Genomic DNA, 25,375 nt, shown 5'->3' on the forward strand with positions numbered 1-25,375 from the left:
TAGGTTAAAAGGAGACAAACTACGGCCCCAATTCCAGGGCAAGTTTGTGAGCATTTTTTGAGCAAAAAAACCATAAAGCGAGCACAAATTGAGCGATTCGTACTCACCCATGCCAACTCTCAATTGCGCCAATCAATTGTTAATCGCCCATATCCAACTGTGTTCGTACAAAACACATCTTGAGTGTTCAAAAAATGCACATACAACCACTCTGCAACGAACCCAACAGACAAATCATGAAGACACATCCTTTTGCTGAATTTATCTACTCTGTAGAAGACACCCTTGGCCTTTGGCATGAGGCTCGGAAAACAGAGCAAACCAGTAAACGCCCTTTCGATGCGCACCGTGAACACTTTCAGAATAAAACTGACAAAGATGATCTCCTGCCAAGACTAGAAGAGATATGTGAACTCTTACATATTGGCTGTAATTTATCGCCCGACATGATTTCAAACCATGTTGATGTATTAGAAAGTGTGTATATTGCATTAGCTCGAAGGGAATATATTCTTAAAGAATCAGCCGAGGATACAATTAAGCTTTATATTAAAAATGCATTAATTCCGTTGATGTGCGTAGACATTTCTATTTTTAAGCAACAAGCAAGTGAAATGTCTATATATTATCATCTTGACAAGATTCTAAGATTAGAAAATGTAATGATACAAGATAACGGACAGAGGCGATTTGGAAGGGAAGCTGCAAAACAATACATGCATAATTATATTCAAAACTACTTTGACATACATAAAGACATACTTATTAAGTATAATTTAAAAGGCGATAAGTCGTTAATTAATGACTTATTAAAATACCTTTATTATTTAACAGGATCAAAAAATCAAACCTGTACAAAATTGAATCAAATCATTAAAATTTGCAACCACAAATTTTCTGCTGCAAAGGTTGATAATTCTGTTTTTAGCATTAGACCTATAGCTGCTGCTTACACCGCTATAATCATCCTCCAAGATATAGATAACAAAACAGGTATGTTTGGCCATTTTTATAGCACCTATAGGAAACTTATCCTTGACAACAAAACACTTAACCTGCTTGCACAACACATCTACACTTTACTTGACCTTAAAAATGAAAAAGCACATTTTGGAGGAGCAAAAATAGGTATACCTGCTGCTCATACATCATGGCACCTTGATGATTTGAATGAACGTAAAACTCTGTACTTAGACGGAGTCATTGATATAATTATTTCATTTTTTGAAACCCCAGCAGTGTATCGATTTGACAACGAAAAGCAATTATATCAACTTGAAGAACAATTAATTTATCTATCAAAAATGGTATCTCTGCCACCTATTGCTAACCACTTAACTTACAGCTCAAACATCCTTGCCTATCAAGCGGTTAAAGCGAAGGACTACAATCAGAGAGTGGCTGAATTTAACAAAAACAATGTCACCAAAATCAACACGCTAACGAAACAAAAGACCAATCAATACCAAAAATATTTCACTCAATACACTATACTAATAGAAGCTCTTAACTGCATTAAAAATAAAAATCCAACAATGGCTTTAGACATAATCGATAGTGTAGATAGAGAAAATCTATCTATATTCGGATTTATTAAACATGCGCTAGCTGTACTAAAAATTGGATTAATGTACAATTTAAAGCCGAAGGCGATTAAGAATAGTTCTTTAATGCAACAGGTTAATGACATTATAAACTATCAAGGTATCGTTTTTGTCCCTACATGTGCATCTCAGCATGTTATAGGAATAGGAATCAGCAAGGACTCATGGCTTTCTGAAGATGAATATATAAAACACTCTATTATATCTGGCGGAAATACGTATAATACGATCATAGCACAAGCTATCTACGCTTATAATCATACCATTGCACGACACACAGCTTCGCACGTTCTGGAAGAAAGCGTACATTCAAGGCAAACATCTAAAAATAGTGGTTTAAATCTTAATCACTTCTCCGAATTTATTAACCGCGGTCTACTTGATAAACTTAATGATATCTCAGGAAAAATATTGACTGGACTTGATGAAATTAACACTGATGTAGAACACACATCATTTGTAGAAAAATTAATTGAAGCAGGAGTCATCTTACCTGATGATTTATCTAAAAATCTAATTCACTGTATTACAGGTTCCTCTCTCAGCATTTGCCTCTTGGACCATTCAGCTATCATGATGTTTTTCTCTGCCCCTGGAGATGATGTTAAAAACATCATCGAGTTGGGTAAAAAAACTAAAGTTGTAAAATCACTGTTCAGGTATCATCACCCTTAGCCTAATGAATGAGCACTAGTTGATGCACATCAATGCCAAATATACCTGCGAGAATAGATTGTATATATTTATATTGTAGAGTATTGTTTTCAGGAGTGGAGCAAGTTGCCAAAGCGTAGGTTAATGCACTTTCGTGCCACCACGACCTAACAGCGTTGATCTTGGTACGCTGGTCGCTTCTCCTCCCTCTGATGTCAAAGTCCCTGCACCCCATCAAGCATGCCCCTCCAGATACTTTCAGATACGAATATCAAAAATATCTGGAATATCAAAAATATCAGCTGCAAATGAACCCCAAAACATTACTGGCGGCCGTCTGGCATTTTCATATAGCACCGTCTGATTTTATGGTGCTGTGCTGTCACCTTGCATTCCGATTACCTTCAATCAAATAAATTTCAGATATATATTCTCTCTATGAACCTACCTCTGGAGCTGCTTTGCCAGCCCCTTTTTCATTGGAGATTGATATATGGCTCATCTCATCGATACCATGGCCTACACTGGCCAAACACCCTGGCACGGCCTCGGAAATATCTTACCCCCACGACAATCCTTGGAGATCTGGCTTAAAGCTGCCGGAATGGACTGGACCATCGAGCAGAGCAATGTGATGTTTAACGTTGCTACCGATGCCTTGCATATTCGCCCCTATAAAGACAGCAAGGTGCTTTACCGATCCGACACGCTCGAACCCCTGTCGGTCGTCTCCCAACGCTATAACGTGGTACAGCCCCCGGCGTTTTTCAAGATAGTTGTCGCGCAAAGCTGTTTTAAGCAGCCTCTTTTTGCTCCGGCTCGGGTTTCTCGGGCCGCTCCGGATTTAGCATCACGGCACCGATAGGTGTCCAGTCTCGCGTCTTGCCACTCCACCTCGCTGGGTGTTGTGCTCGGGCGGCCTGGTACACAGCATCCCGTTTCGCCAGCAGGGCTTTATCGTCACCCCGATGCCGCTCGTTGGGTGTGACGAAGCGGATACGGCTATGCCGGTGCTCTTCGTTATACCAGGCCATAAAGTCGCGCACCCACTCCCTGGCCGCTTCCAGACTGGCAAAGCCGTCTGATGGCCACTGCGGACAGTACTTCAGCGTCCTAAACAATGACTCCGAGTACGGATTATCGTTGCTGACCCGAGGCCGTCCCCGCGAGGGCGTGACACCCAGGTCATGCATCTTGGTCAGCAGCGTGACTGACTTCATTGGCGCGCCGTTGTCCGAGTGCAAGACCAGCGGCTGCTTCCAGCACTGCTCGCGGATGATGCTCCGTTGCAGCAACGCCGCCGCCCGCTCACCGCACTCTTGCTCATGCACTTCCCAGCCCACCCCTTTGCGGCTGTAGATGTCCTCTATCAGATAGAGGTAGTAATACTGGCCGCGCACGAGTGACGGCAAGTAGGTGATATCCCAGGACCACACTTGATTGGGCCCAGTCGCGGTATGGCTGGTTGGTACCGGCACATGACGCGGTGGCTGGCTCCGGCCACGCCTGTGCTGCTGGTCAGCCGCCCGCAAGATGCGATAGAAGCTCGACTCACTGGCCAAGTAGCGCCCCTGGTCGGCCAGCCGTGGCACAATTTGACTCGGCGGCAACGAGGCGAACTCCTGGCTATTGCAGACGTCCAGCACGGCCTGCCGCTCCTCTGGGCTCAATGCATGAGCAGGTATGGAACGAACCGCATCCGGTCGCCTATCGGCACTCAGCTCAGGCCCGGCCAACCAGCGCTGGAGCGTGCGCAGACTCAGCCCCAACACCTCGGCCGCAGGATGCTTGCGGGCGCCAGCTTCAAGCGCTTCGCGCCACCATGCAACGTATTGCTGCCGCTCTGGCAACGAGGTCAGTTGTCCTCGTCGACGTTGCTCCAGTAGGCATCGAGCTTTTTTTGCAATATCAGCAGAGCTGCCGCCTCGGCCAGGGCCTTGTCTTTGCGCCGCAGCTCTTGCTCCAGTTGCCGGATACGCTTCTTGTCCGCTTTGGCCTGTGCCTTCTGCGCCTGTTGTAAGGTACGAGCGGATTGCTGGCCCAGAATACAGGCTTGGCGCCATTGCTGGACTTGCTCGGGATAGAGACCCTTACGGCGGCAGTACTCACTGAGTTCAATCTCGGAAAGCGCAGCGGTTTCCAGCACGACGGCGAACTTGGCCTCGGCGGGCCATTCATCGGTCAGTTTGTTGTCCCCGGGCACAGGAGACCCTCCGTCTTTGGCGTGTTTGCGCCAATTATACAGAGTGACCTCGCTGATGTTTTCCTGCCGAGCCAACTCGGCCACCGACATATTGATGGGCGGCAGCAGCTTCTTGAGCAAAGCAGCCTTGCGCTCACTTGAATAACGAGCCATTCGACACTCTTTATCCGCCCCCGGTCTTCACATTTAGATTATTCAGATTAGGCGACAACTATTCTGACACCGGGGGCCCCATGAGGTGCTGCACTTCTATCAGGATTTAGTGGAAATCGGCGGCTTTGAATTAGAAACCGCTGGCTCACTTAAGGGCGGCCGTAAATTGTGGGCGCTGGCCCGTACCGGCCAAGACTTGAAACTCAAAGGCAATGACTTGGTGAAGTCCTATCTGCTGCTGGCAACCAGCTGCGACGGCACGCTCTGCACCACGGCGCAATTTACCTCATTGCGAGTGGTCTGTAATAACACCCTGCAGATGGCGTTGCGTAATAGCACTGGGGCAGTCAAAGTCTCTCACTCGACGACATTTGACCCGGCTATTGTCAAAGAGGAATTAGGGTTGGGACTTGCTCATTGGGATGAATTCAAAACCCAGACCAAAGCATTGGCTGCCCGTCCTGTTGCCCCAGAAGAGGCGCTACGTTTCTTTAGCGTCCTGCTGGACCAGCCATTGGATGCCGACAATCAAATTATCCTCACCCGACCAGTCCAACAGCTCCACGAGCTATATCAAGGCGCCGGTATGGGCTCGGAGTTGGCCAGCTCCCAGAATACCGCCTGGGGGCTGGTCAATGCGGTGACGGAATATGTGGACCATCATCGCCGTGCCCGAAGTCAGGACTATCGCCTGGACTCTGCCTGGTTTGGTCAGGGTGCTCAGCTAAAGTCTCAGGCCCTCAATCAGGCCCTTACTCTGCTGCAGTAATCCCCGCTCTACCGATTTATTTCATTTACCCGTCATAGACCCCTACCCAGCCATCAGGCCGGGCGGGGACGTTTATGCCGCTGACAAGGAGTAATGATGAAAGCAAAAGCCAAATACGGTCAGGCTATTCGCTTAGCCTCCACCACCGACCTCTCTCGCAAGCAGTGGTTGGCGATCCGCAAGCTTGGGCTAGGTTCATCCGATGCCGCCGTTGCGGTGGGCCTCTCACCCTATAAATGCCCGCTGTCACTGTGGCTGGAAAAGACCGGGCGTAAGGCAATGCTGATCAGTTAAGGATCCATTGACCGATCCTTCTGCTGTAGGACAATCCGGAACCAATCACTAGTTCCGGATTTTTTATGTCTATTGCAAACGATCTGAACGATGTTGTTGAGGCATCTGGCGACATGCTGGCTCGGCTGGCCATTTTTGCCGACCATATTCCCGACGAATGGATTACTGCCGCTGCCGCCTTGTCTGAAAAGGCCACTATCCGCCGACGCCGCTTACCTTCTGATATGGTCTTGTGGCTCGTCGTGGGGATGGCCTTTTTCCGCAATGAGCCCATCTCCGAGGTCGCTCGGCGCCTCAACATCTGTGCAGAAGGGTTGGCCAATGATGCCTTGCTCGCGGACAGAGCCCTGTCTCAGGCCCGTCAGCAACTCGGCAAACAGCCGCTCGAGTGGCTGTTCAAACAGTGCGCCGATGTGTGGGGGCGGGAACGTTATCCTGAAGACCATTGGCACGGTTTACAGGTCTTTGCCATCGATGGGGCCCTGTTCCGAACCCAGGATATGCCTGAACTCAGAGCACATTTCGGCTCGGGTAACACCTCAACCAACCGGCAGACACCCTACCCGATGCTGCGGTTGGTCACGCTCATGAATGTCCGCTCGCATGTCATTGCCAACGCGGCCATCAGCCCGTACCGCAAAGGGGAAATCCCCCTGGCCAGCGAGTTCATTCACTCATTGCCGGACAAGTCAGTGACCCTGCTGGATAAAGGCTTCTTCGGTGCCGACCTGTTGCTGCGTATTCAGGCCGAAGACACCGACCGTCACTGGCTCATCCCGGAACGCAAGGGGCTGGTATACACGGAACTTGAGCGCTATGGCGACGGTGACCGTCTGTTGCAAATGACGGTCTCGCCTCAGGCTCGCAAGAAAAACCCGGCGTTGCCGACACACTGGCAAGTTCGCGCAGTGACCTATGAGGTGGCAGGCAAGGAGAAAACGGTCTTTACCTCCCTGCCCGTGGCGCGATTCAGTGCAGCTCAGGTGGCGACCCTGTACCACGAGCGCTGGGAAATCGAGCTGGGATACCGGGATATCAAAAGCGCGATGCAGCACAACGCCATCACGCTGAGAAGCAAGAAAGTGAACTTGGTCTATCAGGAGCTGTGGGGATTGCTGCTTGGATACAATCTGGTCAGGCGGGAGGCCAGCCAGGCCGCCGTAGCCCATCAGCGAGCGCCCAATGAGGTGAGCTTTAAGTTTGCCTGTCAGTTCATCGCGAACCAGATGGCAGTGATGGCGGGCGCGTTATCGCCAGCCCATACGCCACGGAGGTTGGCGGAGTTGCGGGGCTGCATAGGCGTCATGTTCATAGAAAAACGCCCCAGGCCATCGAGACCCAGGGCGGTGAAGATATCAAAGACCCGTTTTCCGGTAAATCGCAATGCGGCTCCGCTTAAGTGAACAGCATTGCGGGCGTAAGGAGCCGGAAGATATCTCCCACAAAGAAGCTGTGCTGTGGGGTATCGAGCTCGAACCGGTGTTGGCGCAGGTCTACGCCAAGCGCACCGGTTATCGGGTGCGCCGGGTCAATGCGGTACTACAGCACCCCGAGCACCTGTTTATGCTCGCCAATCTCGACCGGGAGGTGGTGGGCCACCCCGACGGCCCCGGCATCCTCGAAATCAAGACTGCCAGCTATCACAGTGCCCCCCAATGGGAGGAGGGCGTACCGGTCGCCTACCAGTGTCAGGTACTCCATCAGCTCGCCGTCACCGGTCATGCCTGGGCGGAAGTGGCGGTACTGATCGGGGGTCAAGATTTTCGGATTTACCGCATCGAGCGCGACGAGGAGAAGATCCGGGATCTCACCGAGCGTGAGGCGCAGTTCTGGCAGCAAGTCACTAGCAACCAGCAGCCCGAGCCCGATGGCTCGGAGGATGCAGGATCGGCGCTAGCCTGGCTATTTCCCCGTGATGATGGCGAGACGGTGGACTTGTCAGATTCGCCCGAGTTCAACCAGCTGTTCGGGGAGTTGCTGCATCTGCGCGAGCACAAGGAGGAAGTGGAGCTACGTGAATCGCAGATCAAGCAGCGGCTACAGGCCACGCTGGGAGCGGCTACGGCAGGACTCTTTGCCGATGGCAAGATCACTTGGAAACGCAGCAAGGATCGGCTGGCCCCGGACTTGGAACGGCTCGGTCAGGATCATCCCGATTTGCTCAGCCACTATGTCAAACCAGTGCCCGGCTCACGCCGTTTCACCATTCAAGCAGTTCACGCTGTCAGGAGACACACACCATGATCAAAGGACTGGCGATTACCCCGCCCGTGATTGGGCGGATCTGTATTGGCAAGCTGGTACAGAAAGAGGGGAAATGGGTACCGGAGAAGGACGACAGTTTCACCCTCACCACCCAGGTACAGCAGAAAGGGGGATGGTTGCTCCATCCCTTGCATCAACAGTTCGCTCAAGGGCATGAGCAGGCCAAGATCCGCGCCATTCCGGTACGGGTGCTGTTCAATGACAGCGATCTGAACCTGCGGGCAGAGTACAGCGCCTTTGACCGCCAAACCGGACGGCCGCTTTGTGTCGGCAATGGAGAGGTGGCAAAACGGGTGGGGGCGCAAGGGATGGAGGAAGTCAGTTGCCCCGGTCCGGAGCGCTGTCCCTACGGCCAGCAACAGGGCTGCAAGTTGTACGGACGACTGAACCTATTTGTGGAGGGGCAGGGGGATGAGCTCGGCAGCTTTATCTTTCGTACCACAGGCTATAACTCGGTACGGACCCTGGCGGCACGCCTCAAGTACTTCGAGGCGGTGAGTGGCGGCCTGACCCGTTATCTGCCGCTGACCTTACGGCTACGGGCCAAGAGCACCACCCAGTCCTACCGCACCCCGGTCTACTACGTGGATTTGACTCTGCGGGACGAGCTGACTCTGACGGAGGCAGTCGGCCAAGCACGGCAGGAATCGATGCAGGACGATGAGGCCGGGCTGACGATTAGCGAGATGGAAACGGTGGCCCGAGCCTTGCTGCGTAATGGTCAGTTCGAGGATGTGGATGAAGAGGTGCCAATGCTACTGGAAGAGTTTTACCCCCAGGTGGAGGAAGGGGAACATTCGACTGCCGAACCGGCACCGCAAACAGTGGCCCAACCACGGGGAACGCGAGCACGGGCATCCCCGTTAACCAATAAATTGGGTAAAGGTGCTACACCGATACCCGGTGCGCCCTAACTCAGGATTTGGCCAGGCGCTCGACCAACCGTTCAAACGTCTCCAGCAGCAACGCCCGGTCGTCGCTGTCCAGCCGGGCGAGTTTCTGCCCCAAGACGATACCCTGCTCAGTTGGGCGCGGGCTGGTTTCGCGCAAGAAATCGGCCAGCTCGCACCCAAACAGCTGAGCCAGTTCAGCCAGCCGGGCAATGGTCGGCACCACGATACCGCGCTCCATCCGAGAGACGGCTTCCATCCCGATCTTTAGGTGCTCTGCCACCTGTTCCTGGGTCAGTCCTGCCTGCTGGCGCTGCCGCCCAATCGCCTTACCCACGCTTTTAGCCAGCAACTCAACTTTGATGTTCGTCATAAGTCCTCCAATCAACCCATATGGTTGAATGAAGACCCATTGACATGAAGGACCTGTAGGGTTGAATATCAACCTATTAGATCTTTTTCATTGAAATACATGGACCTGAATTGAATGGAGCTCTCCCTACGATCTAACACCTGACTCTCCCACGATGGCTTTGGTCATCTGCCAGCACGCCTGCTGACAACACGTTTATCACGCTCAACCAACCGACCATCTCGTCGGATAGGTTCCTATTGCCAAAAATCATGAAATGGAGAACAAACATGTTAATCCCACTGCTATGGATCGGATGTAATGACCCAGCCGTTCCTGCACAACTAAGCGGCTTCGGCATAGGCCTGCGCCGGTGTTTTCATCTTTAGCGCCTGGTGAGGACGCTTCTGGTTGTAAAACTGGATCCAGTCGCCAATCACCCGACTGGCATGCTGCAAGGTCTCGAACCTCTGCCGATGGGCACACTGCTCCTTGAGCGTTCTGATCACCCGCTCGACCATGCCGTTTTGTTCCGGCGTGTACGGCGTGATGAACTCCTGCTGCAACCCATAGCTCTTCACCAGTGCTGTGTAGTTGCGGCTGGTAAACACCAACCCATTGTCGCTACGTAACAAAAACGGCGATGCAACTCGTCCCAAGCTGCCGAAGCGAGCAATTAAGGCTTGCTCCAGCGCTGCCTCGGCCGTTTTCGATTTACCACTGCGCGAGAGATGCCATCCCAGTAGTTCACGGGTATGGCAATCAATCACCAGCGCCAAGGAACACCAGCCATCGCGACCAGCCCAGATCCGGCATAGGTCCGTCGCCCAGCGTTGGTTAGGCGCTGAGGCCACCGAAGGCAGGGCCTGGATCCGGGGGCGAAACCCAACCGGACGCTTGCGAACTTGCCAGCCCTTGAGCTGGAAGATGCGCTGTACCGTGTTCTTGTTGAACCCCAACAGGGCTGCAACCGTCCGGTAACCGAACGATGGGTTCTCCTCAATCATGTTTTTGATCGGGGTGACCAGATGCTCCTGAAGCTTGGGCGCGGCCTTGACGCTGCGGTAGTACCAACTACGACGCGGCAGGCCAAACCAGCGGCAGAGCTTGCTGACGGAGACATCAATACCTTCTGCGCGTAATCCCTGCTGAACATCGGCGACTATCTGTCGTCCTCGCCCAGCAGGGAGGCCAGCTTTTTTCTGGCGCGTAACTCCAGCATGGCCTCGCCATAAGCTTCCTGGAGTTCCTTGAGCTGCTTCTCGTACTGCTCGCGAATATCCAGTGGCTTGGCCCGTAAGGCGTTTTCCATGCCCCGTTTGGCGTCATCTACCCATTCTTCAATCTCGGAGGGCGGCAAATCAAAGGCTCGAGCCGCTTCGGCGACGGTGGTCTTGCCCTGAATGATTTCCATGACCAAGGCGGACTTGCGCTTGGCCGTCCAACGTTTGATTTCTTCGTCCATCGTGATGCTCATGTCTGTGATCTCCACTCATTATGACCTGAGCAGGATTTCAGTGGGTCATTACACGGACTTGCTCTACTGCTAGGTATTGTTGCCTCTGGCAACGGGCGCTCATTCTGGGGTTGGTTCATGCTCGGACTGCTTATCGACCCAATTTTGGCTGGATTATTTTACTGGTTGATTTGCAAAGACTGACATAGCGTTCACCTGATGCACATGCTTATGCGTCAAGGATTAATAATTAAGGTTGACAATATGGGTCTTTTTAAAACACTCACAACAATAAATGGCAATAGCTTAGGTGGTCTTATTATCAAGCTCATTTATAAAGTACCTAAGATGAGCGACGAGGCGATTATTGATATTGTTGCAGGTAGAAAATGGGCTCCTGAATTCATCAAGATTTTAGCTGCCAAAGAAGGCGCGAAGCGTTCTCTGAAGATATAACATCACAGGGTATCGTCATGATGCCCTTTCTTTTTATGGCCCCGACCAATGGGATTCAAAAATATGCAAATAATACGAATGCTACGAGTGGCAACGATGGTAGCTCTGCTAAGTTGCTCGGGCACAACCTTTGCTGCCGATAATGCACTACAGATTGAATCGAAAATCCCCACCACCCTCAGCGGAACACTCGGCTATGCCAGTCTGCAATATTGGATAGAAGTGCCAGGCAAAGGGAATGTGGAATTACTCACCGATGCCGACGATGAGGGAGGGCTTATCGAGCTCGTAGGGAAACAGGTATCGCTCAACGGCGCCATGGTGACCTACTCAAACGGGAGTGTCTATTTCGAACCCAAATTCTCGGCCCCAACCTCACCTGGACTATCCATCAGCCAGCAAGACGACGGCACCATCGAGGTAGCCAATGGCGAGCAGGTACTGTTGAGCACTGACATGTACCATTCCATTACCATCAAACATGAGCAACCACTGGCTCAGGGAAAAGCCGTGTTACTCGAACTCAACACCGGGGGAGTCGCCTGCCCAGTACTCTATCAGCTGGCCGTCATCCGTTCGGATGCACTTCCCCTGCTCACTCCCACCTTCGGCACCTGTAGCGACCTTGGCAAGCTGAAGCATGACACCAACGGCTTCACGTTGGCCCTGCCAGGCAACCCTGCCGAAACCTGGGCCTGGGATTCCCGTACCCTGACGTTGCACAAATAGCGTCGTCACTTTTCCACACTGATAACAGGGCACCCACAAGGTGCCCTGTTTCGTTTTTATGCCTGACCACAAGGAGTTAACTTCATGTCTCGATTCACCCCAGGCGATCATCTGGTGACCGCTCGCCTCGGTTATACCCACCACGGCCTCTATGTCGGGGGCGACCTCGTTATCCACTACCAGGGGCCTAATCTCGGCCTACCCGGTGAAATCGTGATGACCTCTCTGGATGCGTTTTCCGATGGTAAGCCGGTCTGGTGCAAATTTTGCCCTGTCAGGCGGTATGACCGAACAGCGAGCCTCAAACGTGCCCGTACACGGCTGGGCGAGCATCGATACGATGTGTTGTTCAGTAACTGTGAACACTTCGTGATGTGGTGCATCCACGGTATCCACCACTCGACACAGGTTAGTCAGGTAGCAACGGCGGTGGCGAAAGCGGCCCTTCGTACTCCACAGACTACTATCATTCCCCCAGCTATGACTGTGTTGAGCCGCGAGCGCACAACGTCTGATTACATAACGCTCGCCACCTCTGCTATCACCCTGACCACCCTCGCGACATCGCCAAGCTGGGTCCCCCTGGCAACCGGCGCATTAGCCGTTCACGCAGTCAGCCGCCTCTGGTCCTGGCTCACCGACTGAGCCACTGCCTACCCTCGCACAACAAGGAGCACAACCTATGACTATTCCCTTCTACCGGGACGGCTTTGCCCTGCCCGTCACCCCCGCCCTGCTGGCTCTGCTCAGTCAGGAAGCCGAACGAACCGATCTCGATCTGGGGCGCTGCACCCAGCTGACCTTCAACTTCCGTAACCCCGGTTACAGCGCCGAGCAAGGCGGCGTACATCCGGTCGAGATACGCTTGGTGCGCGGTCTTGACGACTGGCTGTTCGATTACGTCACTGATTTCAGCTATCAGGGATTGGGTCAGGATGCAGAGCTCTGCAAGGAGCTTGATTTCAACTTCCTCGACGGCGAACACAGCATGTTGGGCTGGGGACCGCTGCGGCTGGCAGAAGCACGGGAGCTGTTCGATATCTGGCAGCGCATCTTCATTGGCTACTGCCGGTTGGAATGCTTCAGCGTCACGGTTAGCGGCGATTAGGAGGTGTGTGATGACTAACGAACTGCCGCTCTCCCATACCTCACGTCAGTGGTTGGGCCTGGTCGCGGCCAAAGCCAAACTGCAGCCGACTCACCAGGGCGAGCGCTGGTTGCTGCATCTGACTCCTGGTAGCCCAAACGCTCGCACCGTTACACTGCACCTGCGCTGGTATGGGGGGCAGTGGCAACTGCTCTCCCTCACCAATGCCGAGGACTGGCGCACCATGAGCCATCCCGTGGATGAAATCTGCGTTGACCCTAAGCGTCGTTGTTTTTGGCGCAGCCAGGCAGGACCGGTTTCTCTCACCGAGCAACCCCGTGTGTTGGCAAGTTTCCTGGCTGACCTGCAGCGTACCTGCACTAATCACGGTTATCGCGTGGAGAGTGACCCCTTACCGCAAGAGGAGACACACGATGTCCAAACAACCGATAGCCGTTGAGCTGGAAGCCATCAATCGAGAGGGGGAAACTCAGGTGGTGCGTGACAGTGGCCTGACCGTGCAGGACTACAGCGTCTACCTGCGGGCTGTGGAGGGCAGTGGGTTGGCGCTGGCCACCTAGGTAGCTGACTACGACACCATAGGACCGGCCTACCAACTGGCGGAACGGCTGAGCGTTGCGCTCGCTATCCTACTCAACGTACTGGTCCCCGGACCGCTGATGCCGGTGAAGCGCGCCCCTACAGCCGGAACAGGAGCAGAAGCCGCCACCAAGGCCAACTGAACACCCCTCACAGTGAACCAACAACCGCTCTACCTTTAACCCTGACATGCTTTATGTGTGCCGGGGTTTTGTTTATTTGGAGAACCCCACATGCGTTACCACAAACTCAAAGCCGGGGAATGCCCCGGCACCTATGTCGTCACCGAACCCGTGACCGAGCAAGACCTGTTGCGTATCGCCAATCAGATTGCTCGCAAGCGTCTTGCCAAAGGCTCCGCCATCACCAGTACCACAGAGGCCGCTGAGCGGCTGCAGACCCTGCTGCAGGACCGGGAGCACGAAGTGTTTGGTGCACTGTTCCTCGACTCCCAACATCGTGTACTGGCCTTTGAGGAGCTGTTTCGCGGCACCTTGGACAGCGCCAGTATCTACCCACGGGAAGTGGTCAAGCGGGCCATACTGCTCAACAGTGGGGCCATCATCGCGGTGCACAATCACCCCAGCGGTGACCCGGAACCCAGTCAATCTGACAGGGTCTTTACCCAGGCCCTCAAAGAAGCCTTGGCGCTGGTCGATGTGCGATTGCTCGACCATCTGGTGGTTGGCGCCGAAGGTGTAGTCTCGATGGCCGAAAGAGGTCAGCTATGACTCTAACCCCAGGTAAAAACCCCCTCACCGCCCTCGACATCCTCCTCGAGCTGCGTTGCTGGCTTGCAGACAACGTCGAAATGCAGGCAGAGCCCGCTATCGTGGCTCACCTGCCTAACTGCTATCAACTCACCCATAGCGATTGCATCGAGGCCATTGATGCACTGCTCCACCAGCTACGCCATTAGTCGCGCCAAGAAGGAACAAACGCCATGCGATTACCTAATCCTTATTCCCTGGAGGAAACCCTCGAGAAGCTGCGCCATCGTCTGGCTACTGCCTGCAACGAAGGTACGCTGACGTTGCTGGAGAAGGCCGTCACCAAGGCCCATGATGACAAGGCCTATGCCAAGCTGTTTGAAGAGACCTTGCTGCAAGGATCCACCATCGAGATCCGCGAGTGCCTCAGTTGCTTTGGCGACTACTTCGAGCGATCCCGAGATGCACCGCCCTATTACCCGCATCACGACGCCGTTAACGGCATTGATTGTGCGCTCTACACCATCCTGTTTGATGCGGCTATCCCCGACACACTCCAGGATCACCAATAACGAACCGTCGATCACCCAATAACATGCATGCCGATCACGTTTCCACCCGATCACCCGGATCATCAAACCAGGATCATCAGGTCCCACACCATGATCCAGATATCCCGACACAACCCACAAGGCCACCTCACTGCAGGTGGCCTTTTGCATTTCAAGGAACTATGCCCATGTCTGCTTTCATGATCGATCGCCAGGCTTACCTGACCTTTGCCGTGCAGTTACACCGCTTTTGCAATGGCCCGTTGCCACCGCACTACACCCTGGAGCTACTGCGCACCCTCTGGTGGCTGCCGCCAGCAGACACGACCAGTACCTGGACGTGGCGGGTAGATCGGTTAGTGCGACTGATGATGCTCGCCAACCGGCGTGCAGTCTGGCATCGCTATCAGCTGGGGCGTCATCAACCACTTCAGCACCGCTCTACCAAGCTGAATCCGCTTAAACCTGCCCACCGTTACCACCAGGCTCCACTCACCGATAGCGAGCTGGTGGCCCTCTACAAGTTCACCTGCTGCGCCCTGTACCAATCGAGCGAATGGACCGGGAGCCCTGAGCAGGCACCTCGGCTTGTGAAGGTACTACAGCAGTTGCAACAGGCTCTCGCACAAGACGTGCTGACCCGGCTGTCACTGTGGGAGCAAGCACCCTGGGGAGAGATGTGATGGATCTCTACATCACCCTGACAGTGGCAAGCTCGCCACCGAGTTCAATGGCCCACCTAGCCCAACGTGTCGCCGATGACATGGCACACCTGCATCACCGTCTAGGGGATGGGGTGAGCGATGAACTGGGCATCAGTATCAGCTATCTGGTCGAACAGTTTGCGCTGCTGGCAGCTACTTACCGTTCACCGGAGGAAAAGGAGAAACACCCATGATCGAATTCAACGACAGCTTTAGCCAGGCCTCCGTAGCGGAGGCCATGTGTGCTCACTCAGGGCTTGCCAAGCTCATCAGTCAGCAGTTGATGCTGCCGGGCTTTGCCTATGCCCACGATGTGGAGGGGCGACGTATTGGTGGCCCGCTGGTGGCCCCCAACCCTGTGTTGCACAAGACCACGCTCTTTGTCAGTCCACGGGATATGCGTGAGCACCTGCCACGAGAGATTAACTTCGCCCGCTTTCGCTGCGCCTGTAATGCAGCGGGCCAGCCGGTCGGTGAGTGGCAACGGGTAATTGTCGGGGCCTACGTCAACCACGGTAGTAATGACAAGCCGGATTGGAGTAGTCACACCTGAGCCACGGCCACCAGCACACACAAGACCCCATACAGCCCCTCACACCGAGGGGCTGTTTGCATTTGAAGGAACCCCAACCATGCACGACCTGCGTGATTACAACACCCTGACCGCTCGGCAGATCACCACTGCCATCGGCCAGCTCAACCACAACACCGCACCGAAGATAATGACCCACCTGGGATTGCGGGCCAGACAGCCACATCCGTTCGGTAATGGCCGCAGCAGAGCCAAGGCCCTCAAGCTGCTGCGTCGAGTCAAGAAGGTTCACAAGACTGGCTGTATCCCGCTGGAGCTCACCGTGACGGGTTGTCGTATCGACCGGGGGAGCCATCAGGCAGACCGCTACTACTACGACCGCACGCTGCTGGCCCAAGGCTGGCAGCAATACGACACCGAGGAAGATGCATGGTATTTCGGCATCTGGATTAACACCGAGAAGCTCGAGACCTTTACCTATGCCGAAGGGGATACCAGTCATGTGATTGCGCCGAATGTCGAGGCGTTTCGAGCCGAACTGGCGCGGCTCTACCAGTACCACCCACAAGCCCCGGCGTTTATCAGCATCGACCCGGAGGCGGGTGTGGTGACCCGCCATTTTGAAGCCAAACCGGAGGTGTGAAATGGCCAAACACATCACTATCAAGGTGCCCGGCAAACATCCGCAAACCGGCGAGCTCACCACCTTCGAACTCAAGGGCCAGCGCATGGATATCGACATCGGTGGCCAAGCCGTGCCCTTCCTCATTCACGGGAGGGGCATCGGCACCTCACTCACCCACATCCCGAGCGGCTATCGCATTGCGCTGCTCGGTGGCTGGCTCACTGCGCGTTACGCCATACCCGAGAATAAGCCCAGCAGAACAGACTGCGCCCAAATGGCCATAGACCGACTGGTAGCCCAATACGGCTCACTGCACCTGCTTGACCGCCTTAATTGCAAGCCGGTTATCAATCAGATGTAACCCACAGCCCAGACAACAAGGAACCGCTCAATGACTAACCTCCAACCTGCAACAACGAACCCACTGGCAGGCCATTCGGTGATGCAGATGCTGGATGTCGCCATGAGTTCCATCATCGGCGATTACGATGACGCAGATCTGGTGCCGGAATGGCAATGGGTCAAGCAAAGGGCCTCCCATGAACATGTCGGTGTGAAAGATGACTCCGCCTATGAGTTCACCCTGAACCTGGCCATGGAGCTCGATGCCATTCCACCAGCACTGCAACCCTTGCTCACTGCCGCCCAGCAAGCTGGTGTGAACTACATCCTGTTTTACAACGGCTAGCCACCGCGAACATCTCATCGCTCATCAACAAACAACATAAAGGGCCAGCCATCACAGGCTGGCCCTTTGCATCATTGGAGTCACCGAACATGACCCGTCTTATCACCGGGCTCGAGGTGCATCGCTACGCCCCCGAGCTCAACAAACTGCATCTGCGCAACCGGCAGACGTTACCCGCCCCCGGCATCACCACCATCAAGGAAGCCAAGGCACGCCTGCTTGGCCGCTGGCAGCCGGGGCATCAGGTGACCATCACCGTGAGCCATCCCGACTACATCAATCTCTCCCGGCTCTACCGGGGGCAACTGGCAAACCTGACAGACCTCCCAGCGCATCTGGCCAGACTACGTCAGCGCCACAACGTGCCGGGCACCATCATCGACATTCAGCTGAGGTATCGCTAATCATGACCACGACAACCACCCACACCAACAACCAACACCCCGTAGCGCCAGACCAGCCCACCCGGATTTTTGCGCAGTGGGGTTTACCTCATACCGTGACGCCACGCTTTGGTGCTCGCCTGATACAAAGTCACTACCGGCTCGATTTTCTACCCGATCGGGCCAGTCTGATCGGTGAGTGGAGTCAGATGCAGATAGCCAAGCTCGACCTGGCTTTCCCGGAGATCATCAAGGCTCTGGAAGCCAAGCTGTTGACCGGCGAGCTGGATGCCCAGCATCAGCACTGCATCACTATCCAGCACGAAGGGTTCACCTGCGAAGCCGATACCCTGGGTAGCCACGGCTATGTCTACTTAGTCATTTACCCAGCGACGAACATGGACGCCAATCCTAAGCGCAAGACGTGACCACCAATCCGCTTGTGGTTACATTTTGGCACCTACTCATCCGTGATTAATGGGATTGGTCGTGGGGAAGGCCAATTAGTGGCCTTCCCTTTGTTTTTTCGCCTTTCAACCTGAGGCGTTGATCATCTCATCTCTGCAATAACAACGATGCTCCGTGATCGCCATTACGCGTGACATTACGCATAGTGCTGCGGGGTTCATTTGTATAAACTGCCCGCCAGATAATGGATAGACGACTGACGGGCCGGACTTTTTCTCGCCGATGCATCACCTTGGCGGCATCGCCTTCTGTTGACCCACCACCCTGGATAGGTCCCTGCTGCGCCCGCAAGACTCGGCATGCGCCGTTCCGTCAGTCTGACGACTTGGCCCGCATCCTCACCTTGGCTTTCGCGCAGGTGGGCTGTGAAGGCAACACGCATTAACCGGAGAACCCCATGACCGACCTCAACGAGCTCAGCCAAGCGCTGCTGGCCGCCGTTCCTGAAGATGGTAGCAGTATCGGCAACCAAGCCCTGATGGAAACCTTGAAAGCCCAATTCAGCGACCTGACCGATGAAGCCTTTACCGCCGCACGCGAGGGCCTGCTGGAACAGGGCTTACTGCGCAAGGGGCGCGGGCGGGGCGGTGCTGTGCTCCGGGTGTTGGAAGGCGACGCCGCCGTCGCTGCACCACGCAAAGCGAAAGCCAGTGGCAAGGCTAAGCAGGCCAAGGATGCGCCGCAAGCTACCGGTATCGAGGGGCTGAAGAAGACCCTGTGGGCTGCCGCAGACAAGCTGCGTGCCGACATGGACGCCGCCGAGTACAAGCACATCGTGCTGGGCCTTATCTTCCTCAAGTACATCTCCGACTCCTTCGCCGCCCGTCGCGCCGAGCTGACCCGCCGCTTTGCCGATGAGAGCGACGAGTACTTCCTCCACGACTGTGACGATGAGCTGCTGGCCGAGGAGCTGGAAGATCGCGACTACTACCGTGAGGTGAACGCCTTCTGGGTACCGGAAGGGGCCCGTTGGGAGGGGCTGCGTGCCCATGCCAAGCAGGCCGATATCGGCAAGCGCATTGACGATGCGCTGACCCTGATCGAGCAGGAGAACCCACGGCTCAAGGGCATCCTCGACAAGCGCTACGCCCGAGCCCAGTTGCCCGATGGCAAGCTCGGCGAGCTGGTGGATCTGGTTTCCAAGATTGGCTTTGGCAGTGATGTCGGTGAAGCACGCGACATCCTGGGGCAGGTCTACGAGTACTTCCTTGGCGAGTTTGCCAGTGCCGAGGGCAAGAAGGGGGGCCAGTTCTATACCCCTGCCAGCATCGTCAAGACGCTGGTGGCGGTGCTTGCTCCCCATCATGGCCAGGTTTACGACCCTTGCTGCGGTTCAGGCGGCATGTTCGTGCAGTCGGAGAGGTTTATCGAAGCCCATGGCGGCAAGCTGGGTGATGTCTCCATCTACGGTCAGGAGTCGAACCCGACCACTTGGCGGCTGGCTGCCATGAACCTCGCCATCCAGGGGATGGACTACAACCTCGGGCGCGAAAACGGTGATACCTTTACCCGCAATCAACACCCTGACTTGCGGGCTGACTTTGTGCTGGCCAACCCGCCGTTCAATATCAGCGACTGGTGGCACGGTAGCCTCGAGGGAGATCCGCGCTGGGTTTACGGCACGCCGCCTGCGGGCAACGCCAACTACGCCTGGCTGCAGCATATGCTCTACCACCTCAAGCCCAATGGCCGTGCCGGTATTGTGCTGGCCAATGGCTCGATGAGCTCCAGCCAGAATAGCGAGGGCGACATTCGACGTGCCATGGTGGAGGCTGACGTGGTGGAGTGCATGGTAGCTCTGCCAAGTCAGCTCTTCTTCAACACTACGATTCCCGCTTGCCTCTGGTTCCTTGCCAAGAACAAGACCAGACGTCCTGGTGAGGTACTGTTTATCGATGCTCGCAAGCTGGGCACCATGGTTAGCCGAGTGCAGTGTGAACTCGATGAGCGCGCGATTGCCCGTATCGCCGATACCTTCCACGCATGGAGGGGGGATTGCGAAACTGAGCTGCCCTATCAAGACCAACCGGGTTTCTGTCGCAGCGTAACCTTGGCCGAGATTGCCGAACATCGCTATGTGCTGACCCCCGGCCGTTATGTGGGAGCCGAGGCGCTGGAGGAAGACGATGAGACCTTTGCCGACAAGATGGCTCGCTTGACCAAGCAACTTGGCGACCAGATGGTCAAGGGGGCAGAGCTGGATCGGTTGATCAAGCAGAAGCTGGGGGGGCTTGGGTATGAGTTCTGATTGGGAGCCTACGACACTCGGCAGTGTTTGTGATAGACAGGGAGGTTCAATCCAAACAGGGCCATTTGGTAGTCAGTTACATGCTTCTGACTATGTAGAACAAGGTATCCCCGTTGTCATGCCTGCCAATATTGGCTCCGATGGCGGTATCTCTGAGGATGGAATCGCCAGAATAACGCAATTTGATGCAGACCGCTTGCAACAGCACAAATTGCAGGTGGGTGATGTCGTATTTAGTCGTCGCGGGGACGTTACTCGTAATGCCTTAATTGAAGCACATCAAGCGGGTTGGCTCTGTGGCACAGGTTGTCTCAAGGTTCGTCTTGGTAGCCAAACGCAAGCAAGCGCAAAATTTATCTCATACTGCTTACGGTTGCCTGAAACGAAGGATTGGCTGGTTCGTCATGCCGTTGGCGCAACTATGCCAAATTTGAATACGTCGATTCTATCTGCAGTCCCAATCTTACTGCCAGAGCTTACGGTGCAGCAGTCGATCGCAAATATCCTTGGTTGTTTGGATGAGCAAATCGACCTGCTACGCGAGACCAATGCCACGCTGGAGGCCATCGCGCAGGCGCTGTTCAAGTCGTGGTTTGTTGACTTTGAGCCAGTTCATGCTCGCGCTCGTGGTGAGCAACCAGCAGGTCTGGCCCCTGAGGTCGCGGCCCTGTTCCCCGATAGCTTAGAAGAGTCCGAGCTTGGTCAGGTGCCGATGGGGTGGAGCACGGGTTCACTTAACGATCTTGCTTTACTCAATCCTGAATCTTGGACCGTTAAGAATCGACCTGACTCTGTGGCTTATGTTGATTTGGCCAATGCCAAAGAGAACGTGATTGCCGAGATCACTGAGTTTCTGTTTGAGGATGCACCTAGTCGGGCGAGACGAGTATTGCGTGATGGTGACACGATCGTGGGCACTGTCCGGCCGGGTAACCGCTCTTATGCGCTCATCAGCAATCCTCGGCCTAATTTGACTGGAAGCACTGGTTTTGCGGTACTGCGGCCCAAGCAGAAGGCTGCGACCGAGTATGTCTATCTTGCAGCTACTGCGAATAGCAGCATTGAATACCTTGCACATGTTGCTGATGGTGGTGCTTATCCGGCTGTTCGTCCGGAGGTAGTAAGCAATTTGCCGTGCGTCCTACCGAGTTATGATGTTCTCAACGCTTTCCATGCGGTTGCGGCCCCACTTTTTGCCAAGGTGGCAGCGAATCACCAGCAAGCCCAAACCCTTGCCACCTTGCGCGATACCCTTTTACCCCGTCTGATCTCCGGCCAACTGCGTTTGCCGGATGCCGAGGAACAACTGAGCGAGGCCGGACTATGTCAGTAACTCAGGAAGGCTACCGGAACTACCTGTTAGCGAGGCCGATGAAGGCTAATACCGTGAATTCGTACTGCGCAGGCATTAACCACCTTGCCAGGCACTGTGGGCTGGACCTTTGGTCTATCACCGATCTTGTTCAACTAGAGTCACTGCTTGACAGTTATGACTTAGGGGGGGAGTTGGCTGAGGAGGGCAATTACGGGAATGGGACTGCACGTAATGCGCTGCGTCAATTGCGTGATTATGTCGTCAGCCAGTTGCAGGATGTTAAAAACGTGGATGGTACATCCGAATATCAGGCATTTTGGGACTCCCTTGGTGCGCGTGAGCGAGAGTGGGCTCAATGGGTGATTGACGAGGCGACTCAGCGTTTCCCTGAAGCGGATCAATGGATTAATAGAGGAGGGCCAAGCTGGGTTCTGGGAATCAAGCCAAAAGGTGCCTCTAAAGCCATTTCGCAAGTATTGAGAATCGCTCGAGACCAAGGAAAAAAATTGTGGTGTACCGTTCTGCTAAAAGGGGAACGCTATGCTGCCATTACGCCTGAGCCAAAGCATGGAGAGCTCCGGTATCAGGCTGACACCAGTGAAAGTGTTTCAGCTTGGTTTGATAGTACCGTGGTGCCCTTAATTAAAAATGAGAATATCAATGTAAACGGACACAGTAATCGGCCTGTCGGTGCGCCTTTAGTTCCACAGAAGTCAGAGACGAACATCATGAATGACCTAGTTCCCCTGAATCAGATCCTCTTCGGCCCGCCCGGTACCGGCAAGACCTACAACACGATCAACAAGGCGCTGGCCATTCTCGACCCTGAGTGCTGGTCCCTATACGACAAGGATGAAAGCCCAGAGGCCCGCAAGGCCCTTAAGGCGCGCTTTGATGAGCTGGTAAAGGAGGGGCGTATCGACTTTGTGACCTTCCACCAGAGCTTCAGTTATGAAGACTTTGTGGAGGGGATCCGTGCCGTAACTGGCGAAGAGTCACAACTGGAGTACAAGGTTGAGGCTGGTGTCTTCAAACGAATATGTGATGAGGCAAGAACATCAACTACCTCTATTTCTACAGGTGTTCGCAGTAAACCAAGAATATGGAAGATATCTATAGATGGTACGGGCACAACAGCAACCAAGAGTTACTGTTTGGAGCATGGTGAGGCTCGTATCGGATGGGGGTATCTAGGTGATCTACATGGCATCGACGAGCAGGATAATAGTGATTATCAACACTTAGGTTTTAATGACCGCAGTACGCTCCGTAGTTTTTCCCAAGATATGGCGGTTGGTGATGTTCTGGTATGTATCCGCTCAGCTGAGCAAATCGAAGCAGTCGGTGTCGTAACTGGCGATTATTGCTTTGAAGCTCCGGATCGAGTCCCAGAGAAAGTACGTAGAGATTACAACCATGTTCGGTCTGTTAAATGGATCTATCGCGATGTTGGGCTATCTATTCTGCCTCTCAATGACGATACCCGTTTTACGCTGAAGACAGTTTACCAAATGGAGCGCTTTACTTGGGGTGACCTGTTGGCCTATCTGCAAGAACATAGTCAACAACCATTAGAGACGACCCAGCCATCACTCAAGAAGCCCCCCTATGTGTTGATCATCGACGAGATCAACCGGGGCAACGTTTCGCGCATCTTCGGTGAGCTGATCACCCTGATAGAACCCAGCAAGCGGGCTGGCGCAAGCGAGGCGCTGACCACCACGCTGCCTTACTCCAAGCGCCCCTTTAGCGTACCGGACAACCTCTACCTTATCGGCACCATGAACACCGCCGACCGCTCCTTGGCCGGACTCGATATCGCGCTGCGTCGCCGCTTTGTGTTTGAAGAGATGCCGCCCAGGGCCGAGCTGCTTGATGGCGTGGTCATCGAGGAAGAGGGGCACAAGGTAGACGTAGGTCGCTTGCTCCATACGCTGAACCAGCGTATCGAGGTGCTGCTGGACCGCGACCATTGCCTCGGTCATGCCTACTTTATGCCGCTCAAAGCGGCTGCCAAGCCAACCTTGGTGCAGTTGGGATACATCTTCCAGCATCAGATCCTGCCGCTATTGCAGGAGTACTTCTTTGAGGACTGGCAGCGCATCGCCTGGGTGCTCAATGATCATCGCAAGAGCAAGGCTGAGGCGATGTTCCTCGAGGCGCCCAAGCTCGAACTCAAGACCCTGCTTGGTGATATAGCGGTTGGGGGACAACGCCAACGTTGGAGCATCAATGAGAAGGCGTTTAGGCGTATTGAGGCCTATGTCTTGACCATCGAGGGTGACAAGGGGGCGCAGTGAAGGCTCCCATCACGGTTCGTGAGTATGGTCGGTTAACCGTTAGAGATAACGCTGTTAATACGCTGGCGCTTGCCCATATAGACCCGGTTGATTTCGATTGGCTATGTCAATTGAGCCAGCGCTACAAGGTAAGCCATGCACCCGCTCTTGCGCAGGTGGAAGATAGCCGGACCTTGCAACTGGACAACTACGTGGGGGTGATAGAGACCCCCACCGGGCAGGTGATAGAGATCCTGCCCAAGACCGCCAATGAGGATGACCCACTCGAGGATGGTCGTGAGTTGATCCGCCGGATGCTGGAGCGAGCCCTGGATCTGCCCCCCCGTGAAACGGCGGAGGCGTCGTTGGATCGCTTTGATATGCCGCTCAACGAGTGGGTTATCGCGCGCTTTCTGGCCGAGCTCGATCAGCTGGTCAAACGCGGCGTGCGCAGTGACTATCAGCGCCTTGAGGCGACCGAGCCCTTCTTGCGTGGTCAGCTTGATGTCGCCCGGCAGATGCGCCAGCCACCGGGCCGGGGCCACCACTTTGCGTTACGTTACGACCTCTTCTTGCCCGACCGGGCCGAGAACCGGCTGCTCAAGCGGGCGCTGGAGACCGTCGCCAATGCGACTCAGCACCCGGACAATTGGCGGTTGGCACAGGAGCTGCGCCACTTGCTGGTGGATGTGCCTGCCAGCCGCGATGTGGAAGGGGACTTCAGACTGTGGCGACATGACCGCTTGATGGCTCACTATCAAGGTGTTCGGCCGTGGTGTGAGCTCATCCTCTATCGTGCCATGCCAAGTGCCCTGAATGGTGAGTGGCGCGGCATCAGCCTGCTGTTCCCCATGGAGAAGCTGTTCGAGCGCTATGTAGAGTCGTGCCTGCGTGAACAGCTGTTGCCCGATGCCAACCTCAAGGCCCAGGTGGCCAGTCAGTACCTTTGCACCCAGCAAGGCAAGCAGATGTTCCGGTTACAGCCGGACCTCTTGTTGCAGCACGGCAACAAGCGTTGGGTGATGGATGTGAAGTGGAAGCGGCTCGATAGCAGCGACCGTGACGGCAAGTACGGCATCAGCCAGGGTGACCTCTACCAACTGTTTGCCTATGGCCACAAGTACCTGACCGAGCAGGATGATGGTCATCTGGTATTGATTTATCCATCATGGAGCCAGCTCAAAGTTCCACTCGAACCTTTTTGTTATGATGCCCGCCTGACGTTGTGGGTCTTGCCGTTTGACTTGGCTGCCAGTTCGTCCCACCGGCTGATATTGCCTTGCCAGCCGAGGGCGGATTCTGCGTGCGAACTGCGCTTGCCACTGAGACCCGCCGAGCCCGCCTGACGGGCGTTTCTCCT

At 54.5% G+C, this 25,375-nt stretch carries 29 protein-coding genes and 3 pseudogenes; 28 read left to right on the forward strand and 4 right to left on the reverse strand.

The window, feature by feature from the left end; translation table 11 throughout:
* The first annotated feature begins 236 nt into the window (after positions 1-236).
* Positions 237-2,279 carry a hypothetical protein gene (locus ACPW74_RS05100; RefSeq protein ID WP_201883654.1) on the forward strand — a complete coding sequence of 681 codons (2,043 nt, stop codon included), beginning with the start codon at positions 237-239 and terminating at the stop codon, positions 2,277-2,279.
* Between the two features lie 472 nt (positions 2,280-2,751).
* Positions 2,752-3,015 (forward strand): annotated as a pseudogene (locus ACPW74_RS05105) (DUF932 domain-containing protein); the annotation flags it as partial.
* A gap of 37 nt (positions 3,016-3,052) precedes the next feature.
* Here ACPW74_RS05105 and ACPW74_RS05110 read toward each other — a convergent pair.
* A protein-coding gene (locus ACPW74_RS05110) for an IS3-like element ISAs20 family transposase (RefSeq protein ID WP_185226687.1) occupies positions 3,053-4,614 on the reverse strand; the annotation gives its coding sequence in 2 pieces (ribosomal slippage) (positions 3,053-4,152 and positions 4,152-4,614; 1,563 coding nt in all).
* Between the two features lie 76 nt (positions 4,615-4,690).
* On the opposite strand from ACPW74_RS05110, the pseudogene ACPW74_RS05115 reads away from it, so the two are divergent.
* The 5 genes and pseudogenes from ACPW74_RS05115 to ACPW74_RS05135 form a co-directional block, all read left to right on the forward strand.
* Positions 4,691-5,383: pseudogene (locus ACPW74_RS05115) on the forward strand (DUF932 domain-containing protein); the annotation flags it as partial.
* Positions 5,384-5,479: 96 nt separating this feature from the next.
* Positions 5,480-5,659 (forward strand): annotated as a pseudogene (locus ACPW74_RS05120) (YqaJ viral recombinase family protein); the annotation flags it as partial.
* 83 nt (positions 5,660-5,742) lie between these two features.
* Entirely contained in the window at positions 5,743-7,080 is a 1,338-nt protein-coding gene (locus tag ACPW74_RS05125) for an IS4-like element ISAeme15 family transposase (protein WP_425858629.1), read from the forward strand.
* Positions 7,061-7,921, forward strand: coding sequence for a YqaJ viral recombinase family protein (locus ACPW74_RS05130; protein WP_425858631.1), 861 nt, complete (start codon positions 7,061-7,063; stop codon positions 7,919-7,921). Before ACPW74_RS05125 ends, ACPW74_RS05130 begins: the two co-directional genes overlap by 20 nt.
* The gene (locus tag ACPW74_RS05135) at positions 7,918-8,856 is read left to right on the forward strand and encodes a hypothetical protein (RefSeq protein WP_029303610.1); all 939 of its coding nucleotides are present in this window, start codon (positions 7,918-7,920) and stop codon (positions 8,854-8,856) included. Before ACPW74_RS05130 ends, ACPW74_RS05135 begins: the two co-directional genes overlap by 4 nt.
* Before the next feature lies 1 nt (position 8,857).
* Here the strand turns inward: ACPW74_RS05135 and ACPW74_RS05140 are convergent, their stop codons facing one another.
* The 3 genes from ACPW74_RS05140 to ACPW74_RS05150 form a co-directional block, all read right to left on the reverse strand.
* Entirely contained in the window at positions 8,858-9,205 is a 348-nt protein-coding gene (locus ACPW74_RS05140) for a helix-turn-helix domain-containing protein (protein ID WP_029303609.1), read from the reverse strand.
* Between the two features lie 323 nt (positions 9,206-9,528).
* Positions 9,529-10,350, reverse strand: coding sequence for an IS3 family transposase (locus ACPW74_RS05145; protein ID WP_039026397.1), 822 nt, complete (start codon positions 10,348-10,350; stop codon positions 9,529-9,531).
* On the reverse strand, positions 10,347-10,661 hold the full coding sequence (locus ACPW74_RS05150) for a transposase (protein WP_039026396.1): 315 nt from the start codon (positions 10,659-10,661) through the stop codon (positions 10,347-10,349). Before ACPW74_RS05150 ends, ACPW74_RS05145 begins: the two co-directional genes overlap by 4 nt.
* A gap of 210 nt (positions 10,662-10,871) precedes the next feature.
* On the opposite strand from ACPW74_RS05150, the gene ACPW74_RS05155 reads away from it, so the two are divergent.
* The 21 genes from ACPW74_RS05155 (at position 10,872) to ACPW74_RS05255 (ending at position 25,361) form a co-directional block, all read left to right on the forward strand.
* Positions 10,872-11,096, forward strand: coding sequence for a hypothetical protein (locus ACPW74_RS05155; RefSeq protein ID WP_259583693.1), 225 nt, complete (start codon positions 10,872-10,874; stop codon positions 11,094-11,096).
* A gap of 96 nt (positions 11,097-11,192) precedes the next feature.
* Positions 11,193-11,825 (forward strand): hypothetical protein, encoded by a 633-nt coding sequence (locus ACPW74_RS05160; RefSeq protein ID WP_226031092.1) that lies wholly within the window; start codon positions 11,193-11,195, stop codon positions 11,823-11,825.
* Positions 11,826-11,909: 84 nt separating this feature from the next.
* Positions 11,910-12,470 (forward strand): lecithin retinol acyltransferase family protein, encoded by a 561-nt coding sequence (locus tag ACPW74_RS05165; protein ID WP_029303605.1) that lies wholly within the window; start codon positions 11,910-11,912, stop codon positions 12,468-12,470.
* A gap of 37 nt (positions 12,471-12,507) precedes the next feature.
* Complete coding sequence (locus tag ACPW74_RS05170) at positions 12,508-12,933, forward strand: DUF2787 domain-containing protein (RefSeq protein WP_425858634.1); 426 nt, start codon at positions 12,508-12,510, stop codon at positions 12,931-12,933.
* A gap of 10 nt (positions 12,934-12,943) precedes the next feature.
* A complete protein-coding gene (locus ACPW74_RS05175; protein WP_080706231.1) occupies positions 12,944-13,372 on the forward strand; it encodes a hypothetical protein in 429 nt (142 codons plus the stop codon).
* Positions 13,347-13,493 carry a hypothetical protein gene (locus ACPW74_RS05180; protein WP_225159555.1) on the forward strand — a complete coding sequence of 49 codons (147 nt, stop codon included), beginning with the start codon at positions 13,347-13,349 and terminating at the stop codon, positions 13,491-13,493. Before ACPW74_RS05175 ends, ACPW74_RS05180 begins: the two co-directional genes overlap by 26 nt.
* Positions 13,494-13,745: 252 nt before the next feature.
* Complete coding sequence (gene radC / locus ACPW74_RS05185; protein WP_226031091.1) at positions 13,746-14,243, forward strand: RadC family protein; 498 nt, start codon at positions 13,746-13,748, stop codon at positions 14,241-14,243.
* A complete protein-coding gene (locus ACPW74_RS05190) occupies positions 14,240-14,431 on the forward strand; it encodes a hypothetical protein (RefSeq protein ID WP_425858637.1) in 192 nt (63 codons plus the stop codon). Before radC ends, ACPW74_RS05190 begins: the two co-directional genes overlap by 4 nt.
* A 24-nt stretch (positions 14,432-14,455) precedes the next feature.
* Positions 14,456-14,794: a hypothetical protein gene (locus ACPW74_RS05195; RefSeq protein ID WP_029303601.1), complete on the forward strand. Its 339-nt coding sequence runs from the start codon at positions 14,456-14,458 to the stop codon at positions 14,792-14,794.
* 167 nt (positions 14,795-14,961) lie between these two features.
* Entirely contained in the window at positions 14,962-15,456 is a 495-nt protein-coding gene (locus tag ACPW74_RS05200; protein ID WP_236766430.1) for a hypothetical protein, read from the forward strand.
* A complete protein-coding gene (locus tag ACPW74_RS05205) occupies positions 15,456-15,671 on the forward strand; it encodes a hypothetical protein (RefSeq protein WP_425858639.1) in 216 nt (71 codons plus the stop codon). The genes ACPW74_RS05200 and ACPW74_RS05205 overlap by 1 nt, the downstream gene beginning before the upstream one ends.
* On the forward strand, positions 15,668-16,030 hold the full coding sequence (locus ACPW74_RS05210; protein ID WP_043170869.1) for a hypothetical protein: 363 nt from the start codon (positions 15,668-15,670) through the stop codon (positions 16,028-16,030). Before ACPW74_RS05205 ends, ACPW74_RS05210 begins: the two co-directional genes overlap by 4 nt.
* A 79-nt stretch (positions 16,031-16,109) precedes the next feature.
* Positions 16,110-16,652 carry a hypothetical protein gene (locus ACPW74_RS05215; RefSeq protein WP_335819701.1) on the forward strand — a complete coding sequence of 181 codons (543 nt, stop codon included), beginning with the start codon at positions 16,110-16,112 and terminating at the stop codon, positions 16,650-16,652.
* 1 nt (position 16,653) lies between these two features.
* Positions 16,654-16,995: a hypothetical protein gene (locus ACPW74_RS05220; protein WP_124240609.1), complete on the forward strand. Its 342-nt coding sequence runs from the start codon at positions 16,654-16,656 to the stop codon at positions 16,993-16,995.
* Between the two features lie 30 nt (positions 16,996-17,025).
* Entirely contained in the window at positions 17,026-17,322 is a 297-nt protein-coding gene (locus ACPW74_RS05225; RefSeq protein WP_425858642.1) for a hypothetical protein, read from the forward strand.
* 89 nt (positions 17,323-17,411) lie between these two features.
* Positions 17,412-17,726, forward strand: coding sequence for a hypothetical protein (locus ACPW74_RS05230; RefSeq protein WP_099994252.1), 315 nt, complete (start codon positions 17,412-17,414; stop codon positions 17,724-17,726).
* 2 nt (positions 17,727-17,728) lie between these two features.
* The gene (locus ACPW74_RS05235) at positions 17,729-18,133 is read left to right on the forward strand and encodes a type IV toxin-antitoxin system YeeU family antitoxin (protein WP_425858643.1); all 405 of its coding nucleotides are present in this window, start codon (positions 17,729-17,731) and stop codon (positions 18,131-18,133) included.
* Between the two features lie 437 nt (positions 18,134-18,570).
* Positions 18,571-20,421, forward strand: a complete 1,851-nt coding sequence (locus tag ACPW74_RS05240) for a type I restriction-modification system subunit M (RefSeq protein WP_236766436.1) — start codon at positions 18,571-18,573, stop codon at positions 20,419-20,421.
* Complete coding sequence (locus tag ACPW74_RS05245; RefSeq protein WP_425858645.1) at positions 20,411-21,754, forward strand: restriction endonuclease subunit S; 1,344 nt, start codon at positions 20,411-20,413, stop codon at positions 21,752-21,754. The genes ACPW74_RS05240 and ACPW74_RS05245 overlap by 11 nt, the downstream gene beginning before the upstream one ends.
* Positions 21,745-24,036 carry an AAA family ATPase gene (locus ACPW74_RS05250; protein WP_425858647.1) on the forward strand — a complete coding sequence of 764 codons (2,292 nt, stop codon included), beginning with the start codon at positions 21,745-21,747 and terminating at the stop codon, positions 24,034-24,036. The genes ACPW74_RS05245 and ACPW74_RS05250 overlap by 10 nt, the downstream gene beginning before the upstream one ends.
* A gap of 110 nt (positions 24,037-24,146) precedes the next feature.
* A complete protein-coding gene (locus ACPW74_RS05255; RefSeq protein ID WP_425858648.1) occupies positions 24,147-25,361 on the forward strand; it encodes an McrC family protein in 1,215 nt (404 codons plus the stop codon).
* Positions 25,362-25,375 lie beyond the last annotated feature (14 nt).

Source organism: Aeromonas sp. INTO2 (assembly GCF_049860605.1).
GTDB lineage: Bacteria > Pseudomonadota > Gammaproteobacteria > Enterobacterales > Aeromonadaceae > Aeromonas > Aeromonas caviae.

What these genes read in the sequence shown, in the direction of transcription:
- ACPW74_RS05100 (WP_201883654.1), top strand. Translation starts at nt 237, where the DNA reads ATGAAGACACATCCTTTTGCTGAATTTATCTACTCTGTAGAAGACACC.
- ACPW74_RS05125 (WP_425858629.1), top strand. Translation starts at nt 5,743, where the DNA reads ATGTCTATTGCAAACGATCTGAACGATGTTGTTGAGGCATCTGGCGAC.
- ACPW74_RS05130 (WP_425858631.1), top strand. Translation starts at nt 7,061, where the DNA reads ATGCGGCTCCGCTTAAGTGAACAGCATTGCGGGCGTAAGGAGCCGGAA.
- ACPW74_RS05135 (WP_029303610.1), top strand. Translation starts at nt 7,918, where the DNA reads ATGATCAAAGGACTGGCGATTACCCCGCCCGTGATTGGGCGGATCTGT.
- ACPW74_RS05140 (WP_029303609.1), bottom strand. Translation starts at nt 9,205, where the DNA reads ATGACGAACATCAAAGTTGAGTTGCTGGCTAAAAGCGTGGGTAAGGCG.
- ACPW74_RS05150 (WP_039026396.1), bottom strand. Translation starts at nt 10,661, where the DNA reads ATGAGCATCACGATGGACGAAGAAATCAAACGTTGGACGGCCAAGCGC.
- ACPW74_RS05155 (WP_259583693.1), top strand. Translation starts at nt 10,872, where the DNA reads ATGCGTCAAGGATTAATAATTAAGGTTGACAATATGGGTCTTTTTAAA.
- ACPW74_RS05160 (WP_226031092.1), top strand. Translation starts at nt 11,193, where the DNA reads ATGGTAGCTCTGCTAAGTTGCTCGGGCACAACCTTTGCTGCCGATAAT.
- ACPW74_RS05165 (WP_029303605.1), top strand. Translation starts at nt 11,910, where the DNA reads ATGTCTCGATTCACCCCAGGCGATCATCTGGTGACCGCTCGCCTCGGT.
- ACPW74_RS05170 (WP_425858634.1), top strand. Translation starts at nt 12,508, where the DNA reads ATGACTATTCCCTTCTACCGGGACGGCTTTGCCCTGCCCGTCACCCCC.
- ACPW74_RS05175 (WP_080706231.1), top strand. Translation starts at nt 12,944, where the DNA reads ATGACTAACGAACTGCCGCTCTCCCATACCTCACGTCAGTGGTTGGGC.
- ACPW74_RS05180 (WP_225159555.1), top strand. Translation starts at nt 13,347, where the DNA reads ATGTCCAAACAACCGATAGCCGTTGAGCTGGAAGCCATCAATCGAGAG.
- radC (WP_226031091.1), top strand. Translation starts at nt 13,746, where the DNA reads ATGCGTTACCACAAACTCAAAGCCGGGGAATGCCCCGGCACCTATGTC.
- ACPW74_RS05190 (WP_425858637.1), top strand. Translation starts at nt 14,240, where the DNA reads ATGACTCTAACCCCAGGTAAAAACCCCCTCACCGCCCTCGACATCCTC.
- ACPW74_RS05195 (WP_029303601.1), top strand. Translation starts at nt 14,456, where the DNA reads ATGCGATTACCTAATCCTTATTCCCTGGAGGAAACCCTCGAGAAGCTG.
- ACPW74_RS05200 (WP_236766430.1), top strand. Translation starts at nt 14,962, where the DNA reads ATGTCTGCTTTCATGATCGATCGCCAGGCTTACCTGACCTTTGCCGTG.
- ACPW74_RS05205 (WP_425858639.1), top strand. Translation starts at nt 15,456, where the DNA reads ATGGATCTCTACATCACCCTGACAGTGGCAAGCTCGCCACCGAGTTCA.
- ACPW74_RS05210 (WP_043170869.1), top strand. Translation starts at nt 15,668, where the DNA reads ATGATCGAATTCAACGACAGCTTTAGCCAGGCCTCCGTAGCGGAGGCC.
- ACPW74_RS05215 (WP_335819701.1), top strand. Translation starts at nt 16,110, where the DNA reads ATGCACGACCTGCGTGATTACAACACCCTGACCGCTCGGCAGATCACC.
- ACPW74_RS05220 (WP_124240609.1), top strand. Translation starts at nt 16,654, where the DNA reads ATGGCCAAACACATCACTATCAAGGTGCCCGGCAAACATCCGCAAACC.
- ACPW74_RS05225 (WP_425858642.1), top strand. Translation starts at nt 17,026, where the DNA reads ATGACTAACCTCCAACCTGCAACAACGAACCCACTGGCAGGCCATTCG.
- ACPW74_RS05230 (WP_099994252.1), top strand. Translation starts at nt 17,412, where the DNA reads ATGACCCGTCTTATCACCGGGCTCGAGGTGCATCGCTACGCCCCCGAG.
- ACPW74_RS05235 (WP_425858643.1), top strand. Translation starts at nt 17,729, where the DNA reads ATGACCACGACAACCACCCACACCAACAACCAACACCCCGTAGCGCCA.
- ACPW74_RS05240 (WP_236766436.1), top strand. Translation starts at nt 18,571, where the DNA reads ATGACCGACCTCAACGAGCTCAGCCAAGCGCTGCTGGCCGCCGTTCCT.
- ACPW74_RS05245 (WP_425858645.1), top strand. Translation starts at nt 20,411, where the DNA reads ATGAGTTCTGATTGGGAGCCTACGACACTCGGCAGTGTTTGTGATAGA.
- ACPW74_RS05250 (WP_425858647.1), top strand. Translation starts at nt 21,745, where the DNA reads ATGTCAGTAACTCAGGAAGGCTACCGGAACTACCTGTTAGCGAGGCCG.